This is a genomic window from Sphingomonas asaccharolytica NBRC 15499 (assembly GCF_001598355.1).
GTDB lineage: Bacteria > Pseudomonadota > Alphaproteobacteria > Sphingomonadales > Sphingomonadaceae > Sphingomonas > Sphingomonas asaccharolytica.
The window spans coordinates 60,321-75,511 of sequence record NZ_BCYU01000015.1 but is presented as its reverse complement, the minus strand read 5'-3'; the positions used below and the strand labels follow the sequence as shown (position 1 = coordinate 75,511).

Genomic DNA, 15,191 nt, shown 5'->3' with positions numbered 1-15,191 from the left:
TAGCGGGGCACCAAAATCGGCTCCGTCACGACCTCGCGGTAATCGAGTGCGGACCCTAAACTTGTTTCAGGGTCCGGGTCCTTCGCCGCGACAAAGCCGTGGCGACCTCCATGGACCCGGGCCCTGAGGCAAGCTCAGGGCGCCGGTGGGGCGAACCTCAGAGGTCCACCCCGGACGCGATCGCCTCGAGCTTGCGGATCCGCTCCTTGAGGTCCGCGATCTCGATCCGCGCGCTGGCATTGGGCAAGCTCGGGCCGTCATGCCCGGCGTGATCGGCATAAGCGTTGATCTCGCGCTCCTTGAGCGCCAGCCACCCGCGCCAACCGGCGAGCGAGGCCATGCAGATCATGCCCAGGCCAGCCAGGCCGGCACCCGCCATGGTGAAATAGAGGTTGGGGTCGGTCATCATTGACGTCTCCATTCGGCTATCGCGGACCGCCCTCAGCGGTCGCGGTTGCGCAGCGATTCGATCTCGCGATCGAGATTGGCGCTGCTGCTGTTGGTGTCGGTGATCACGCGCTCGAGGACGGCGATGCGGTCCTTGAGGCCGGTGATCTCCTGGCGGAGTTGGCGATTCTCCTCGCCCAGGCCAGGGTCTCGCAAATTGTATTCGTTACCGTGCGTGTCGCGGCCGACGCCCATCTTCGCACGGATGATGCTGCCGATGGTGACGATCAGGACGATGCCGATGACCATTTCGAAAGGGTTCATCTAGGGAGGCTCCCGACAGGCGTTGGATTATTCGGCGGGCTGCAGGCCCGCCTCGCGCATGGCGCGGCGGCGCGGCCGGTCGACCCGCTCGGCGAGCCAGACACCGACGCCGGTGGGGATCGCCAGGATCACGACGAAGATTGCTAAGCCGATCATTGTTCTTGTCCTTCAGTCTATTAGTTGAGCGGCTGGGGCTCGTCGCCCCGCAGCTTGTCGATTTCGTCGGCGACCGCGATGCCGCGGTCGGTCACGATCCGTTCCAGCACCCGCACCCGTTGCTCAAGCCGTTCGGTCTGGGCGGCATATTGCGCCGCCTTTTCGGCGACCTTGTCGGCTTCGAGTTCGAGCTGGCGTTCGCGCAGCTTGAGCCAGGGTTTGACGAACACGCCGCCGAAGATCGCGAGCAGGCCGCAGCTGATGCCCAGGATCGGGATGAGCAGGGGGTTGATCATGGTTCCGTCCTTCTCAGTTCAGCGGCTGCGACGTCGTGTCGCGCAGCTTTTCGATCTCTTCGGCGACATCCAGGCCGCGGTCGGTGACGATCCGCTCCATGACGCGCATCCGCTGCTCGAGCCGTTCGGTCTGCGCGGCGTACTGCGCGGCCTTCTCGGCGGCCTGAGCATTGAGCGCCTCGGCCATTTTCTCGCGGTGCTGAGTCCAGGTCTTGAGCATCTCGCTACCGATGCCGAGGGCGGCGGGAATACCCACGATCACCAGGGCAAGCATGAAGATGGTGAAGCCGTTGGCGGCGAAGAATTGGGTCATCTCGTGCTTCCTCAGTCGCGGTTGCGAAGTTCGTCGATCTCGCGAGCGACACGCTCGCCGGGATCGGTTGCGATGCGTTCGAGGACACGGAGGCGTTCCTCCAGCCGGCCGATCTGGCTGACGAGCTTGTCGTTCTCGTTCGACAGCAGTTCGATCTTGCGCTGCGCTTCCATGTCCCCGCTGGTATCCACGAAACCCCGGCGCATCGCGCGGCGGTTATTGCGGTCTTCCAGCGGATAGCCGTGCTTTGCCTTGATCGACATCTTGATGATGCCGCCGATCGTCGCGATTGCGATGATCATCAGGACGAAGATCTGGCCTTTATCCACGGTAATTCTCCCCTATCGTTCGGCCGGATCAGCGCAGCGCGTCGATCTCGTCGGCCAGGCGGGTGTTGCGGCTGGTGTAGAGCGTCTCGATATCGGCGAGCCGGCGATCGAGGTCGCGGAACTTGGAGCGGACCTCGGATGCCGAGCGGCTCGGGTTCGAGCGGACGCCTTGCCAGAACTTGGCATCCTCGGCGTCGTCATACAGGCCGAACGGCTTGCACGGTGCCAGCCAGGCGGTGATGAAATAGGCGGGAATGACCCAGCCCGAGGTCACCAGCGCGAGGACGACCATGCCGACCCGGACGACGGTGACGTCGATCCCAGTATAGTCGGCGATACCGGCGCAGACACCCAGGAACTTCTTGTTCTGCTTGTCCAGATAGAATTTGGTGCGGCTAGCGGACATCTCAGTTGCTCCGTGAAGCGATTTGGTTGGCCGGCTCGGCGAGCGGCATGCTCGCTTTCCAGTCGGGATGGTCGGCAGCGACGATGCGCTCGACCGTCGAAACGCGGTCCTCGAGGCGGCGGGCGAGCGAGTAGAGCTCATCCAGCAGCTTCTCATCCTCATTCGTGATCTTGGGGGCCTGCCGCCACTTGGTAAGGTAGTGCAGGATGATCCACGGGAGCCCGATGAAGAGCATCCCAACGATCGCGATTGGTACAAGTAGTTCGTCCATCGCTCAGGTCCTTATTTTTTGTTGAGCCGGGCCTTGAGCGCTTCGAGCTCGGCATCGACCTTTTCGGATGCCTTCAACTCAGCGATCTCTTCCTCAAGCGTCTTCGGTTCGCCGCCCAGATTGAGCGCCTCGGCGCGGCCTTCGGCCAGGTCGACGCGGCGTTCGAGCACATCGAAGCGCGAGAAGGCATCCTGCGTGCGGCCGGCCGAATAGACCTCGCGGATCTTGAACTTGTTGTTCGCGCTCTCCAGCCGGGTGGCGATCGAGGACTGGCGGTTGCGCGCCTCGCTCAGCTTCTTCTGAAGCTTGGCGATATCCTCTTCCGAACCCCGGAGCGCCTCGTCGAGCACGCTGATCTGCTGGCTTAATTCGACGACCATGTCGGTCGCCTTCTGGCGTTCGACCAGGGCCGCCTTGGCGAGATCCTCACGATCCTTCGACAGCGCCAGTTCGGCCTTCTCGGTCCAGCTTTCCTCGAGCTGGCTGAGCTTGGCGATGTGGCGGCGCATTTCCTTCTGGTCGGCGATGGTGCGCGCGGCGGAGGCACGAACCTCGACCAGCGTCTCTTCCATCTCCAGGATGATCATGCGGATCATCTTCGCCGGATCTTCCGCCTTGTCCAAAAGGTCGGTGAAATTGGCGGCGATGATGTCGCGGGTGCGCGAAAAAATGCCCATGTTGAAATTACTCCTCGGAATTTACGCTTTACTCGGATTGGGGGACCGCCGGGGCGGGAAGCAAGGGGGAAACCCGCCCCGGCGGTAGTCCGTCACGCCTTCAGCGCGACGGGAACCTGCGGAGCCGGATTGGCCTGCGCCAGGCCCGGGCCAACGGCCGCGAGCATCAGCGCCGAACCGCAAACGAAGGTGCTGGCGACCACCATCAAAGTGCGACCCAGACCATTTGAAACCGACTGCATTGTTCTTACTCCCTAGTGTTTCGTGCCGGATGATCCGGCGATGCCAAGTGAACTGCAGAAGCCGTGCCAATTCCAAAAAACGGCGGAAATCTGCCGTTTTCGCTGAGAAAAGGGTTGAGGTTGGCGATTTACACTTGCCAAAGATTGGTAAAATACACCAAGTCGTAGGCATGGAGCGGACGACGCAAGTCATCGGGCAATCGGGACCCTTTCTCGACGCGCTGGAACGCGCCAGCCGCGCCGCCGCGCTCGATCGTCCGGTGCTGGTGATCGGCGAGCGTGGGACAGGCAAGGAGCTGGTCGCCGAGCGTCTCCATCGCCTCAGTCCGCGCTGGGACCAAGCCCTGATCATCATGAATTGCGCAGCGCTGCCCGAGACGCTGATCGAGGCGGAATTGTTCGGCCACGAAGCGGGCGCGTTCACCGGCGCGACCAAGGCAAGGGCGGGGCGGTTCGAGGAAGCCGATGGCGGCACCTTGTTCCTCGACGAACTCGGCACGCTCAGCATGGCGGCGCAGGAGCGATTGTTGCGTGCGGTCGAATATGGCGAGGTCACGCGGATCGGCTCGTCGCATCCGATCCGCGTCGATGTCCGCATCGTCGCGGCGACCAACGAGCATCTGCCCGAAAAGGTCGAGCGGCATCAGTTCCGCGCCGATTTGCTCGATCGGTTGAGCTTCGAGGTGGTGACCTTGCCGCCCTTGCGCGCACGGCCCGGTGACGTCCCGGTGCTCGCCGATCACTTCGGGCGGCGGATGGCCGCGGAAATGAACCGCGATTGGCACGGCTTCTCACCCGAAGCGCTGGATTCGCTGATCGACTATCGTTGGCCGGGCAACGTTCGCGAACTGCGCAACGTGATCGAACGCGCGGTCTATCGCTGGGAACAGGATGTGCCGATCGCGCATATCGAGTTCGATCCCTTCCAGTCACCACATCGTCCTGGCGCCGGCACGCAGCCCATGCCAATGGTCGACCATGTCGCAGCCCCGCCACCGCCGTCCGGGGAGAGCGAGCCGGGCGATTTCAAGAGCCGTGTCGCGCGGTTCGAGCGCGACGTGCTGACCAAGGCACTCGCCGCCAATCGCTTCAACCAGCGCCAGACCGCGGACGCGTTGGGGTTGAGTTACGACCAATTGCGCCATGCGCTCCGGCGCCACGACCTTTTGCCGGGATAGAAAGCGCCGTGAGAGCGATGGAATCGCTTGCGCAACGACAGTCGCGGACCCATTTGGCGGGCATGGGCGTTCGCTTGGCGACGTTCCCCTATAGCCGCTCAAAAGACGGAGGATCCTTATGGCTTTCGAACTCCCCCCGCTGCCCTACGCCTATGACGCCCTGGAGCCGACCATCTCCAAGGAGACGATGACGTTCCACCACGACAAGCATCACGCGGCCTATACCGCCAAGCTCAATGAGGGTGTTGCCGCCGATCCCAAGCTGGAAGGCAAGACGATCGAGGAGATTCTCGGCGTGATCTCGTCGCAGCCGCCGCTGGTCCGCAACAATGGCGGCGGGTTCTGGAACCACGCCTTCTTCTGGCGGATCATGGCGCCGGCCGGCACCACCCAGCCGTCGGGCAAGCTCGCCGCGGCGATCGACGCCTATGGCGGGCTCGACAAGCTCAAGGAAGATTTCAACACCAAGGGCGCGGGGCAATTCGGTTCGGGCTGGGCTTGGGTGATCGCGGATTCGTCTGGCGCGCTGAAGGTCGTGTCGACGCCGAACCAGGACAACCCGCTGATGGACGATGCCAAGGACAAGGGCACGCCGATCCTGGGTAACGACGTGTGGGAACACGCTTATTACCTCACCTACAAGAACGACCGGCCCGGCTATCTGAAGGCGTGGTGGGACGTGGTGAACTGGGACGAGGCCGGACGCATCTACGACAGCGTCGCCGGCTGACCGCCGTTACGATCGAACGACGAAGGGCTCCGCGTTGGCGGGGCCCTTTTTCGTTGGGCGAACCTCAGTGCGACGCTGCGTCCGGTCCTCGACCAACCCCGCCGCACAAATCGCGAGCGATCTCGCGATAGAAAAGGCAGACATCGTCGAGATCGCCGCGCGTCACGTTCAAATCCTGGCCCACCATCACACTATCGAGCGCCGAGCCGTATCCGGCTCTTGCGGGCCAACCCACGGTCATCGCCATCGCGCCGCGACGATCGCCGCGACGAACGCGCCCACCGCAGTGGAACAGGCAGTCGCGCGATCGCCCCAGCGCGCGCAACCGCGCGTCGTCATCGTTAGGAAGAGATTTAGCGGTGCGGTAAGCAGCCAGCTTGTTGGCCGTGTTGCGTTGGCCGGGGTGGACGGGCAGCCCTTCCGCGGTAGAGGCGGCGTCGATCAAGAGGTTGAGGAAGCGGTCGAGCTCGCGCAGCCCATTGCCGATCACCTTCGCACGATAGCGGCCGACAATCGCGGGCGATCGGCTTTCGACGTCGAGCTCGGTAGGTGCACGCAAGCAGGCGCCCAGGAACGCCGCGCCGCGGAACAATGTCGAGGACGCGTGTCGCATCTCTTCGGTCATTGGCCGAGCTAACGCTGCGCGGTGGTCGCGCGGTGGTTCGTCGTCGCGCGGTGGCATTCAGGCGAGGAGCGGCTCGACCAGGGCCAGCGAAACCTGATGCCGCGAAAGCAGCCAGTTCAACTTCATCGGACAGCTCCTGCGGATGTAAGGAGAAGCGCGCCGCTCTCTCAGCCGCTGGCGCCTGCCGGCGGAAAACCGGCGATGGCGAAACGCATAGCCGCCAATGCTCGAAAAGCCTAATCGCCGTGAGAAACCGCGGTCGTCACGTCCTGATCAGCCCACGAGCATCGAATTTCATTCCGGCATCCTCGTGAGGCCGCACATAGACGCGGTGGATGCTGGGAAACTCGGCCTGAAGATCGCGTTCGATCGCATCGACAATCCGCTCGACATCGCCTGCGCTCAGCCGGTTGTCGAAATCCACGTTGACCGCCGCGACGATCTGGGTGGGCGCGTTGTGGATCGTCATGATCTCGCCCACGCCCATGATGCCCTGGCGCGTTGCGGCGCGGCGGATGCCGGCGATCAGGTCGGGATCGGCCGCCTCGCCGATCAGTAGCCCCTTAGCTTCGCGCGCCAGGAAGATCGCGACCACGCCGAGCAACAGGCCGATCAGGACCGACGCAATGCCGTCGAATCGCGGGTCGCCGGTCACTTGCGACAGCGCCAGCCCGACCGCCGCGATCAGGATACCTGCCATCGCTGCGCCATTCTCCAGCAGCACGATTACCGTAGTCGCGTCCTTGGTCGAAATCAGCGCCTGCAGCCACGACTGGCGGCCACGAGCGGCGTTGAACTCGCGGAAGGCCGCGACGGTCGACCCGCCTTCCAGTGCGAAGGCGATCGCCAGCACGCCATAGGCGATCAACGGCGACACCGCCGGCTCGGGCTCGAGAAAGTGCAGCACGCCTTCGTAGACCGACACGCCCGCGCCTAGCGCGAACACCAGCAGGGCGACGACGAAGCTCCAGAAATAGAGTTCGCGGCCATATCCCGCTGGATGGAGCGCGTCGGCCGGCTTGGCGGCGCGCTTCTGGCCGTACATCAGCAGCAATTGGTTGGTCGAATCGACTAAGCTGTGCACGCCTTCGGTCAGCATCGCCGACGATCCGGTGATCGCGGCAGCGACGAACTTGGCCACCGCGATGCCGACATTAGCGGCCAATGCGATGATCAGGACCCGGTTGTTATCGGCTTTCATGAACTGCGCCTAAGCATGAAGCCGTCGGTCGGGCTAGTCCCGGCCCCGGCGCCTATTTCCGCGCGGCGGCATTCAACCGACGGCGATTGGCCCGGACCTTTCGGCGATACAGGCGCACGGCACGTTCGGCGCCTTGCAACGGAGTCAGCGACAGGCCGCCAGCGACCAAAGATGCCTGCAGTTCGATCGCGGCGGAAATCTTTTCGGACGTCATCAGCGAGGCTTCCGCCAACGTGCCATCGCCGCGTGCGATTTCGGCGAGACGCAGGCCGATCACGGCCGATGCCTCCCACGCCAATGCCCAGCTGTCGAACGCCAGGCCGCTCCACGCCGCCAGTGGTGAGCGCGCGGTCAAGAGCGTCCGGCCGTCATGTCGCGGCGTGACACGTCGCGGCGGGCTTCGATATGCATGAAAATGGCTCCTCCAGATGTGCCTAGAACGGCGCGGAGCACGGCAACGTTCCTGCCCGGCAAACTAAATCGCCATTTCCTCATTCGGGCGGGAGTTCCTTGGCGGCCGCGTCGCCGACCTCGCTCATCAGGCCGTGCTTCATCATCATCGGTACGTTGGCGAGCGCGAAGATGAAGGTGAGGGGGATCGCTCCCCAAAGCTTGAAGGCAGTCCAGAAATCGAAGCTGGTCGAGCGCCAGACGAGCTCGTTGAGGATTGCCATGCCGAGGAAGAACAGCGCCCAATTGCGCGTCACTTTCTGCCAGCCGAGCGGCGACAGACCGGGATAAGCGGTGCCGAGCAATTGTTCGAGCAGGGGCTTACCGGTCAGCAAGCCGAACCCGAGGATGGCGGCGAACACCGCGTAGACGAAGGTCGGCTTCATCTGGATGAACTTGGGATCGTGGAAATATATGGTCAGCCCGCCGAACACGAGCACCAGCGCGCCCGAAATCCATAGCATCGGTGAAATGCTGCCCAGCTTGATCCGCGAAACCACCAGCGCGACCACCGTCGCCAGCATGAAGGCGGACGTCGCGACGATCGCGCGCGACACCACCAATGCCGACATTTGATCGAGGTCCGACAGCGAGTGGCTGAAGCTTGACACGAGCTTCATCGTCAGCGCCTGGGGCGCGAGGAAGTTGACCAAGAAGAAGATCACCAGCGGCGCATAGTCGATCGCCAGGCGCAGACCGGCGGTTCCGTTCTTGCTCGTCGTGCTCATCGCACCAGCTCCTCGACGCCCGCGATAATCCGGGCAACTTCCTTGGGATCGAACGGGCGCAAGTCGCTCAGCGTCTCGCCGACCCCGATGGCATGGATCGGCAGTCCGAATTGCTCGGCCGCGGCGACCAGCACGCCGCCACGCGCGGTGCCGTCGAGCTTGGTCATGACCAGTCCGGTCACCCCGGCGACTTCCTTGAATACCTCGATCTGGCTGAGCGCGTTCTGGCCGGTGGTCGCATCGAGCACCAGGACCACGTCATGCGGCGACGCCGGGTTGATGCGCCCGAGCACGCGGCGGATCTTGGCGAGCTCGTCCATCAGTTCGCGCTTGTTCTGCAGGCGCCCGGCGGTGTCGACGATCAGCGCGTCGATGCCCTTGTCGGTCGCCTGCTTGACGCCTTCGAACACGATCCCCGCGGCGTCGCCGCCCTCGGCGCCCCGAACAATCGGTACGCCGACGCGCTCGGCCCAGGTAGCGAGCTGCCCGATCGCCGCCGCACGAAACGTATCGCCCGCCGCCAGCATCACGCCGTAATCCTGCTCGACCAGCCAATGCGCGAGCTTGGCGATGGTGGTCGTCTTGCCCGATCCGTTCACGCCGATCACCAGGATGACCTGGGGGCGCGGAAACGCTTCGATCTCGAGCGGCTTGGCGACCTTTTCGAGCACTTTCTCGATTTCCTCGGCGACGACCAGGCGGATACCGAGTTCTTCCATGCCGCGTTCGAAACTGCCGTCAGCCAGCCGGTCGCGGATGCGTTTTGCGGTGACGGGGCCGAGGTCGGAGGCGATCAGCGCCTCTTCGATATCGTCAAGCGTCGCTTCGTCGAGGCGCGCGGTGCCGAGACCGGCGAGGTTGCCGACGAGGCGGTCGGAAGTGCGCTTGAACCCGCCGAGCAGGCGCTGATGCCAGGATGGGGTAGTGCTCATGCGGCGTGTCCGAAAAGATGGTCCTTGGTGATGGTCACGGAGATGATGTCGCCTGTGCGATGGTTTTGGTCCAGCCGGAAGTCGGCAAAACCTGTCGAATGTCCGCGATTCCCTGGTGCCTCGACCAAAATCTGTTGTTCGGTTCCCATTAAGCTGTCCAGCCAAGCCGCCTTGCGCCGCGCCGAGGCCGAGCGAAGCGTGGCCGCACGCTCGCGGCGCAACTCGAGGTCAACCTGCGGCATCCGGGCGGCTGGGGTTCCGGCGCGCGGGCTGTAGGGAAAGATATGGGCGTGGACGATGTCGCAATCGTCGATCAGCGCCAGGCTGTTCGCCGCCATTGCCCCGTCCTCGGTCGGGAAGCCCGCGATCAGGTCGGCGCCGATCGCGAGTTCGGGCCGCGCGGTCTTGAGCCGTTCGACCAGCCGTACCGCATCGGCACGCGAATGGCGGCGCTTCATCCGCTTGAGGATCATGTCGTCGCCGGCCTGAAGCGACAGATGCAGATGCGGCATCACGCGCGCTTCCTGCGTCAGCAACTCGAACAGGCGGCCATCGATCTCCGGCGCGTCGATCGAGGACAGGCGCAGGCGGGGAAGGGAAGGGACACGCACCAAGATACGCTCGACCAGACTGCCGAGCGTCGGACTGCCCGGCAGATCGTGACCATAGCTGGTCAAATCGACCCCGGTCAGCACGACTTCATTCTTGCCCGCCGCGACAACGCGCTCGATCGCCTCGATCACCGCGCCGGCAGGCGCCGAGCGGCTCGGCCCGCGTCCGAACGGAATCGCGCAGAAGGTGCAGCGATGGTCGCATCCGTTCTGCACCTCGACGAAAGCGCGCGCCTGGTCGACCGCAATGGCGAGATGCGGCGCGATCTCCGTCAACCGCGCCATGTCGCCGACGATCAGCGCGTCGCTCGACGCCCAGGCTTCGGGCAGCAATTTCTCGCCATTGCCGATCACGCGGTCGACCTCGGGCATCGCGGCGAAGCTCGCCGGATCGATCTGCGCGGCGCAGCCGGTCACCGCAAGCATCGCGTCTGGCCGCGCGCGGCGGGCGCGGCGGATCGCGGTGCGTGTCTGCTTGACCGCGCCATTGGTTACGGCGCAGCTATTGATCACCACGACATCGCGGCCGTCCAGCATGCGCTGGATCGTCTCGCTCTCTGCGATGTTGAGGCGGCACCCGAGACTGATTACCTCGGGCTGCGGAAGGGATGACATGGGCGACGATCTAGGAGCGAAGCGCGGGGAAGTCCACGGCGAGGCGGCGCATGTGCTGCACTTCTGGTTCGAGGAGCTGAGCGAGGAACAGCATTGGGTCAAGTCGATTACGCTCGACGAGGCGATCGCCGAACGGTTCGGGCCGCTTAGGTTGAAAGTGGCGGAGAGCGCGGCCTGGGGATGGCGCGGCACGCCCGACACCTTGCTTGCCGCGATCATCCTGATCGACCAATTCTCGCGCAACATGTTCCGCGATGAAGGCGAGGCGTTCGAGCATGACGGTCTGGCGCGCGAACTGACTTTGTACGGACTGTTACGCGGGTTCGACCGCAAACTGCCGGCGGAGCGCAGTGCGTTCCTCTATATGCCGTTGATGCATGCCGAGGACCCGGAGCTGCAGCAGCTCAGCATCGAGCGCTTCACCGCGCTCGGCGACGAGCAGAATCTGGGATTCGCGCGCGATCACGCCGCGGTGATCGAGCAGTTCGGGCGTTTTCCGTCGCGTAACCGGGCGTTGGGCCGGCGCTCTACCGTGATCGAGCGCGAATATCTCAGCCAGCCAGGCGTCGGCTGGTAGCGGACTCGGGTTCGGGCATGACCTCGGTTGCGTCGGGCGCGATCAGCAAGCGGCGCTCGGCGAGCAGACGACGAGCATTGCCGGCCGTCAACGGGCGGCCATAGACATAGCCCTGGCCGCGCGCGCAACCCAGGCTTCGCAGGCGCTCTTCGATTGCCTTGTCTTCGATCCCTTCCGCGGTGATCGGCAAATTGAGGCTTTCCCCGAGACCGACGATCGCGTTGACGATCGCGGCGCTTTCCGGATTCTGGTTTACCGACATGACGAAGCTGCGGTCGATCTTGATGCGGTCGAACGGCAGCGCGCGAAGGTGGGCGAGGCTGGAATAGCCGGTGCCGAAATCGTCGAGCGCAAGCTTGATGCCCTGGTTCTTCAGGCTGGCGACGATCGACTGCGCCATCGCCAGATTGTCGAACAGCGAGCTTTCGGTGATCTCGATTTCGAGCCGGCTCGGCGTGAAGCCGGTTTCGGTCAGCAGCTTGATGATCTTTTGTGCGAGCCAGGGATCCTTGAGCTGCCACGGCGAGATATTGACCGACAATTGCAGCTGCGGATGCCAGTCGCGCGCCGACAGGAAGGCCTGGCGCATCAAGGACAGCGACAGATCCGCGATTATGCCGGTTTCCTCGGCGATCGGGATGAACTGGTCGGGGATCATCACGCCGCGCTGCGGATGTTCCCAGCGAGCCAGCACCTCGAAGCCGGTCAGCCGTCCGGTGACCAGGTCGATCTGTTGTTCGAAATAAGGGACGATCTCGCCGCGCGGAATAGCGACGCGGAGCGAACTTTCGAGCTCGTTGCGCGACTGGAGCTCGCGCTCCATCGAGACGTCGAACCAGGCGTGGCGATTCCGCCCGGCATTCTTGGCCGCGTACATGGCGATGTCGCCCGAGCGCAGCAAAGCGTCGATCGTTGCCGCGTCGCGATCGCTGCGGGCGATGCCGATCGAGCACGTGACGTGGAGGTTAAGCCCCTCGACATGAAAGGGCTGGCTCATCCGCGACACCAGCCGTTCGGCGACGCGCTCGACGCTGTCGGGATTTTCCGGATCGAACAGCATCGCGCAGGCGAATTCGTCGCCGCCGAACCGCGCGAGCAGCGCACTTTCGGGCAATGCGGTCGCCATTTCGTCGGCCACGGCGCGCAACAGCGCGTCACCGACGGTATGGCCATGCATGTCGTTGACCGTCTTGAAATGGTCGAGATCGAGCATCATCAGCGCCATCGCCTTGTGACGACGGTCGGCGCGAACCAGCATCGCGGCGCCCTCCTCGGCCAGGCTGCGCCGATTGAGGAAGCCGGTGAGCGGGTCCCTGGAGGCGAGGACGTTGGCGCGTTCCTCGGCCGCGGTGCGCACCGTGACTTCATTCGCCAAGTCGCGATGACGACGCCAGCCGAACAGGATCAGGGCGACATTAAGGAGCAGGGCGATGATCAGCGTCTGGTCGGAGCCGCCGTCATGGTGCATCCAGTTGCTCAGGACCATCGACAGCACTTGGCTGCCGGTACCGATGAACATCAGGATCGCGGCGACCGTGATCGCGCCGCTCAATAGATCGCGCCGGGCTGCGGCCGGTTCGCTCATGCCCCGTATCCCCTTCTTCGACACCGCGCGTTCGCGGCCCTATCCAGCCCTGCTGATGGCATCGTGAGGTCAAGAAGATGTTAAGGGGCTAAGGCCGGGTTGCGTTTTTCCGGCCGAGCCGTTATCGGGCCGGCACCGTTCCCTTTGCGAACGCGACAAGGAGCACCCATGTGGTGACGCCGGCCGACGAGGTTTCGTCCGCCGGCGCTTTGTGCGTTTTGGGGTTCGGATGGGAGTGATTTGTTTATGTTCGACAGCCTGAGCGATCGTCTTGGCGGCGTATTCGACCGGTTGCGTGGCCGTGGCGCGCTGACCGAGGCGGATGTGCGCGCGGCGATGCGCGAAGTGCGCGTTGCGCTGCTCGAGGCGGACGTCGCTCTGCCGGTCGCGCGCGATTTCGTCGACAAGATCACCGAGCAGGCGGTTGGCCAGCAAGTGCTGCGCTCGATCACGCCCGGCCAGCAGGTCGTCAAGATCGTCCATGACGGCCTGGTCGAGATGCTCGGCGCCGACGAGAGCGAGCTCAATCTCGGCGTCACGCCGCCTGCCGTCGTGATGATGGTCGGGCTCCAGGGCTCGGGCAAGACCACGACGACCGCCAAGATCGCCAAGCGGCTGACTGGCGGGCAGGGCGGGCGCGATCGCAAGAAGGTCTTGATGGCGTCGCTCGACGTCAATCGCCCGGCCGCGCAGGAGCAGCTGGCGATCCTCGGCGAACAGACCGAGGTTGCGACTCTGCCGATCGTCCAGGGCCAGCAGCCGGTCGATATCGCTCGGCGCGCGATCCAGGCGGCGAAGCTCCAGGGCTTCGATGTGCTGATGCTCGATACGGCGGGCCGTCTGCACGTCGATCAGGGCCTGATGGACGAGATGAAGGCGGTCGCCGACATCGCGAAGCCGCAGGAAATCCTGCTCGTCGTGGACAGCCTGACCGGTCAGGATGCAGTCAACGTCGCGCGCGCCTTCTCCGACCAGGTGTCGCTGACCGGCGTCGTGCTCACCCGGATGGACGGCGACGCCCGGGGCGGCGCCGCTCTGTCGATGCGCGCGGTCACCGGCAAGCCGATCAAGTTCGCCGGCACTGGCGAAAAGCTCGATGCGATCGAAGGTTTCCACCCGAGCCGCGTCGCCGGCCGCATTCTGGGCATGGGCGACGTCGTCAGCCTGGTCGAGCGCGCCGCCGAATCGATCCAGCAGGAAGATGCCGAGCGCATGGCGCAGCGGCTGTCCAAGGGTCAGTTCGACATGAACGACCTGCGCAGCCAGCTGCAGCAGATGAAGAAGATGGGCGGCATCGGCGCGCTGGCGGGGATGATCCCCGGCATGAAGAAGGCGCAGGCGGCGATGTCGCAATCGGGGATGGACGACCGTATCCTGCTGAGGATGGACGCGATCATCACCTCGATGACGCCCAAGGAGCGGACCAAGCCCGAGCTGCTCAACGCGAAGCGCAAGATCCGCGTCGCCAACGGATCGGGAACGACCGTCCAGGACGTCAACAAGCTGATCAAGATGCACCAGGAAATGGCCACCGCCATGAAGCGCATTAAGAAGATGGGCGGATTGAAGGGCATGATGGCGATGCTCGGCAAGGGCGGCCCCGGCGGCGGCCTCGGCGGGCTCGGCAACGCGATGGGCAGGCCCGAGCTGGGCGACGCGATGAACCAGATGGGCGGGCTTCCTGGCCTGCCCGGCACAGGGGCCAAGCTGCCCCCGGGGTTCCAGAATTTTATGAACGTGAAAAAGAAATAGCCGTCACCCCAGCGCAAGCTGGGGTCTCAGGCGGCAGGAATACAACGGAAAGATCTCAGCTTTCGCTGGGATGACAATTGAAGAAGGAAGTTGAACTAAAATGGCACTGAGCATTCGTCTTTCGCGCGGCGGTTCGAAGAAGCGTCCGTACTACCGTATCGTCGTTGCCGACGCGCGCAGCCCGCGTGACGGCAAGTTCATCGAGAAGATCGGCAATTACAACCCGCTGCTCGCCAAGGACGACGAGAAGCGCGTCGTGCTCGACGCCGACCGCGCCAAGCATTGGCTGGGCGTTGGCGCGCAGCCGACCGACCGCGTTGCTCGCTTCCTCGACGTCGCCGGCGTCAAGGAGCGCGCTGCCCGCAACAACCCGAAGAAGGGTGAGCCGGGCGAGAAGGCCAAGGAGCGTGTCGAAGAGCGTGCGTCGAAGGCTGCCGAAGCCGCCGAGGCCGCGGAAACCGCCAAGCAGAACGAAGCCGAGGCCGTGATTGCCGCCGAGGTCGAAGCCGCGACCGAAGAGCCGACGCCCGAGGCCGAAGCCGTTGCCGAGGCGGTCGCCGAGGAAACGCCTCCGGTCGAAGCGCCTGCCGCTGAGGAAGCTCCCGCCGCCGAGGAGGCTCCGGTCGCTGAGGAAGCACCCGCGGCTGAGGAAGCTCCCGCGGTCGAAGCCGCTGCCGAGGAAGCGCCCGCCAACGAAGCGACGCCGGACAGCGACGCTGGCGACACCGGCGCCGACGAGGCCAAGAGCGCCCAGGCTCCCGCCGAGGGCTGATGCCTATCTCACCCGCTTGCAGGAGGGGAGTGAC

At 64.5% G+C, this 15,191-nt stretch carries 22 protein-coding genes; 5 read left to right on the top strand and 17 right to left on the bottom strand.

Annotated features, from left to right (window positions below):
* Positions 1–157: 157 nt before the first annotated feature.
* From SAS01S_RS06205 to SAS01S_RS22420, 10 genes are all read right to left on the bottom strand, one after another.
* Positions 158–406: a hypothetical protein gene (locus tag SAS01S_RS06205; RefSeq protein ID WP_066806273.1), complete on the bottom strand. Its 249-nt coding sequence runs from the start codon at positions 404–406 to the stop codon at positions 158–160.
* A 35-nt stretch (positions 407–441) separates the two neighbouring features.
* Positions 442–711, bottom strand: coding sequence for a hypothetical protein (locus tag SAS01S_RS06200; protein WP_066806264.1), 270 nt, complete (start codon positions 709–711; stop codon positions 442–444).
* Between the two features lie 27 nt (positions 712–738).
* Positions 739–867: a hypothetical protein gene (locus SAS01S_RS23230; protein WP_281179309.1), complete on the bottom strand. Its 129-nt coding sequence runs from the start codon at positions 865–867 to the stop codon at positions 739–741.
* 20 nt (positions 868–887) lie between these two features.
* Positions 888–1,163, bottom strand: coding sequence for a hypothetical protein (locus SAS01S_RS06195; protein WP_066806263.1), 276 nt, complete (start codon positions 1,161–1,163; stop codon positions 888–890).
* A 13-nt stretch (positions 1,164–1,176) separates the two neighbouring features.
* Positions 1,177–1,476 (bottom strand): hypothetical protein, encoded by a 300-nt coding sequence (locus SAS01S_RS06190; protein WP_066806262.1) that lies wholly within the window; start codon positions 1,474–1,476, stop codon positions 1,177–1,179.
* Positions 1,477–1,487: 11 nt separating this feature from the next.
* Positions 1,488–1,805, bottom strand: coding sequence for a hypothetical protein (locus SAS01S_RS06185; RefSeq protein ID WP_439646834.1), 318 nt, complete (start codon positions 1,803–1,805; stop codon positions 1,488–1,490).
* A 28-nt stretch (positions 1,806–1,833) separates the two neighbouring features.
* On the bottom strand, positions 1,834–2,211 hold the full coding sequence (pspC, locus tag SAS01S_RS06180) for an envelope stress response membrane protein PspC (RefSeq protein WP_066806261.1): 378 nt from the start codon (positions 2,209–2,211) through the stop codon (positions 1,834–1,836).
* Position 2,212: 1 nt separating this feature from the next.
* Positions 2,213–2,482 carry an envelope stress response membrane protein PspB gene (gene pspB / locus SAS01S_RS06175; protein WP_066806260.1) on the bottom strand — a complete coding sequence of 90 codons (270 nt, stop codon included), beginning with the start codon at positions 2,480–2,482 and terminating at the stop codon, positions 2,213–2,215.
* 11 nt (positions 2,483–2,493) lie between these two features.
* Complete coding sequence (gene pspA, locus SAS01S_RS06170) at positions 2,494–3,159, bottom strand: phage shock protein PspA (protein WP_066806255.1); 666 nt, start codon at positions 3,157–3,159, stop codon at positions 2,494–2,496.
* Between the two features lie 92 nt (positions 3,160–3,251).
* On the bottom strand, positions 3,252–3,401 hold the full coding sequence (locus SAS01S_RS22420) for a hypothetical protein (protein WP_157082683.1): 150 nt from the start codon (positions 3,399–3,401) through the stop codon (positions 3,252–3,254).
* A gap of 170 nt (positions 3,402–3,571) precedes the next feature.
* Here SAS01S_RS22420 and pspF point away from each other — a divergent pair, with 170 nt between their 5' ends.
* Complete coding sequence (pspF, locus tag SAS01S_RS06165; RefSeq protein WP_066806253.1) at positions 3,572–4,579, top strand: phage shock protein operon transcriptional activator; 1,008 nt, start codon at positions 3,572–3,574, stop codon at positions 4,577–4,579.
* A 118-nt stretch (positions 4,580–4,697) separates the two neighbouring features.
* On the top strand, positions 4,698–5,309 hold the full coding sequence (locus tag SAS01S_RS06160) for a superoxide dismutase (protein WP_066806251.1): 612 nt from the start codon (positions 4,698–4,700) through the stop codon (positions 5,307–5,309).
* 64 nt (positions 5,310–5,373) lie between these two features.
* Here SAS01S_RS06160 and SAS01S_RS06155 read toward each other — a convergent pair whose 3' ends face one another.
* From SAS01S_RS06155 to mtaB, 6 genes are all read right to left on the bottom strand, one after another.
* Positions 5,374–5,934, bottom strand: a complete 561-nt coding sequence (locus tag SAS01S_RS06155) for a hypothetical protein (RefSeq protein ID WP_066806249.1) — start codon at positions 5,932–5,934, stop codon at positions 5,374–5,376.
* 262 nt (positions 5,935–6,196) lie between these two features.
* Entirely contained in the window at positions 6,197–7,135 is a 939-nt protein-coding gene (locus tag SAS01S_RS06150; RefSeq protein WP_066806247.1) for a cation diffusion facilitator family transporter, read from the bottom strand.
* A 52-nt stretch (positions 7,136–7,187) separates the two neighbouring features.
* Positions 7,188–7,490: a hypothetical protein gene (locus SAS01S_RS06145; protein WP_245656765.1), complete on the bottom strand. Its 303-nt coding sequence runs from the start codon at positions 7,488–7,490 to the stop codon at positions 7,188–7,190.
* Positions 7,491–7,626: 136 nt separating this feature from the next.
* Positions 7,627–8,313, bottom strand: a complete 687-nt coding sequence (locus tag SAS01S_RS06140; protein ID WP_066806245.1) for an inner membrane-spanning protein YciB — start codon at positions 8,311–8,313, stop codon at positions 7,627–7,629.
* A complete protein-coding gene (gene ftsY, locus SAS01S_RS06135; protein ID WP_066806244.1) occupies positions 8,310–9,245 on the bottom strand; it encodes a signal recognition particle-docking protein FtsY in 936 nt (311 codons plus the stop codon). The genes SAS01S_RS06140 and ftsY overlap by 4 nt, the downstream gene beginning before the upstream one ends.
* Positions 9,242–10,471 (bottom strand): tRNA (N(6)-L-threonylcarbamoyladenosine(37)-C(2))-methylthiotransferase MtaB, encoded by a 1,230-nt coding sequence (gene mtaB / locus SAS01S_RS06130; protein WP_066806243.1) that lies wholly within the window; start codon positions 10,469–10,471, stop codon positions 9,242–9,244. The genes ftsY and mtaB overlap by 4 nt, the downstream gene beginning before the upstream one ends.
* Here mtaB and SAS01S_RS06125 point away from each other — a divergent pair.
* Positions 10,470–11,048 (top strand): DUF924 family protein, encoded by a 579-nt coding sequence (locus tag SAS01S_RS06125; protein ID WP_066806242.1) that lies wholly within the window; start codon positions 10,470–10,472, stop codon positions 11,046–11,048. The genes mtaB and SAS01S_RS06125 overlap by 2 nt on opposite strands.
* Here SAS01S_RS06125 and SAS01S_RS06120 read toward each other — a convergent pair.
* A complete protein-coding gene (locus SAS01S_RS06120; RefSeq protein WP_066806240.1) occupies positions 11,023–12,633 on the bottom strand; it encodes a putative bifunctional diguanylate cyclase/phosphodiesterase in 1,611 nt (536 codons plus the stop codon). The genes SAS01S_RS06125 and SAS01S_RS06120 overlap by 26 nt on opposite strands.
* A 246-nt stretch (positions 12,634–12,879) precedes the next feature.
* On the opposite strand from SAS01S_RS06120, the gene ffh reads away from it, so the two are divergent.
* Positions 12,880–14,385, top strand: coding sequence for a signal recognition particle protein (ffh, locus tag SAS01S_RS06115; RefSeq protein WP_066806238.1), 1,506 nt, complete (start codon positions 12,880–12,882; stop codon positions 14,383–14,385).
* 100 nt (positions 14,386–14,485) lie between these two features.
* Complete coding sequence (gene rpsP / locus SAS01S_RS06110; RefSeq protein WP_066806236.1) at positions 14,486–15,157, top strand: 30S ribosomal protein S16; 672 nt, start codon at positions 14,486–14,488, stop codon at positions 15,155–15,157.
* The last annotated feature ends 34 nt before the right edge of the window (positions 15,158–15,191 follow it).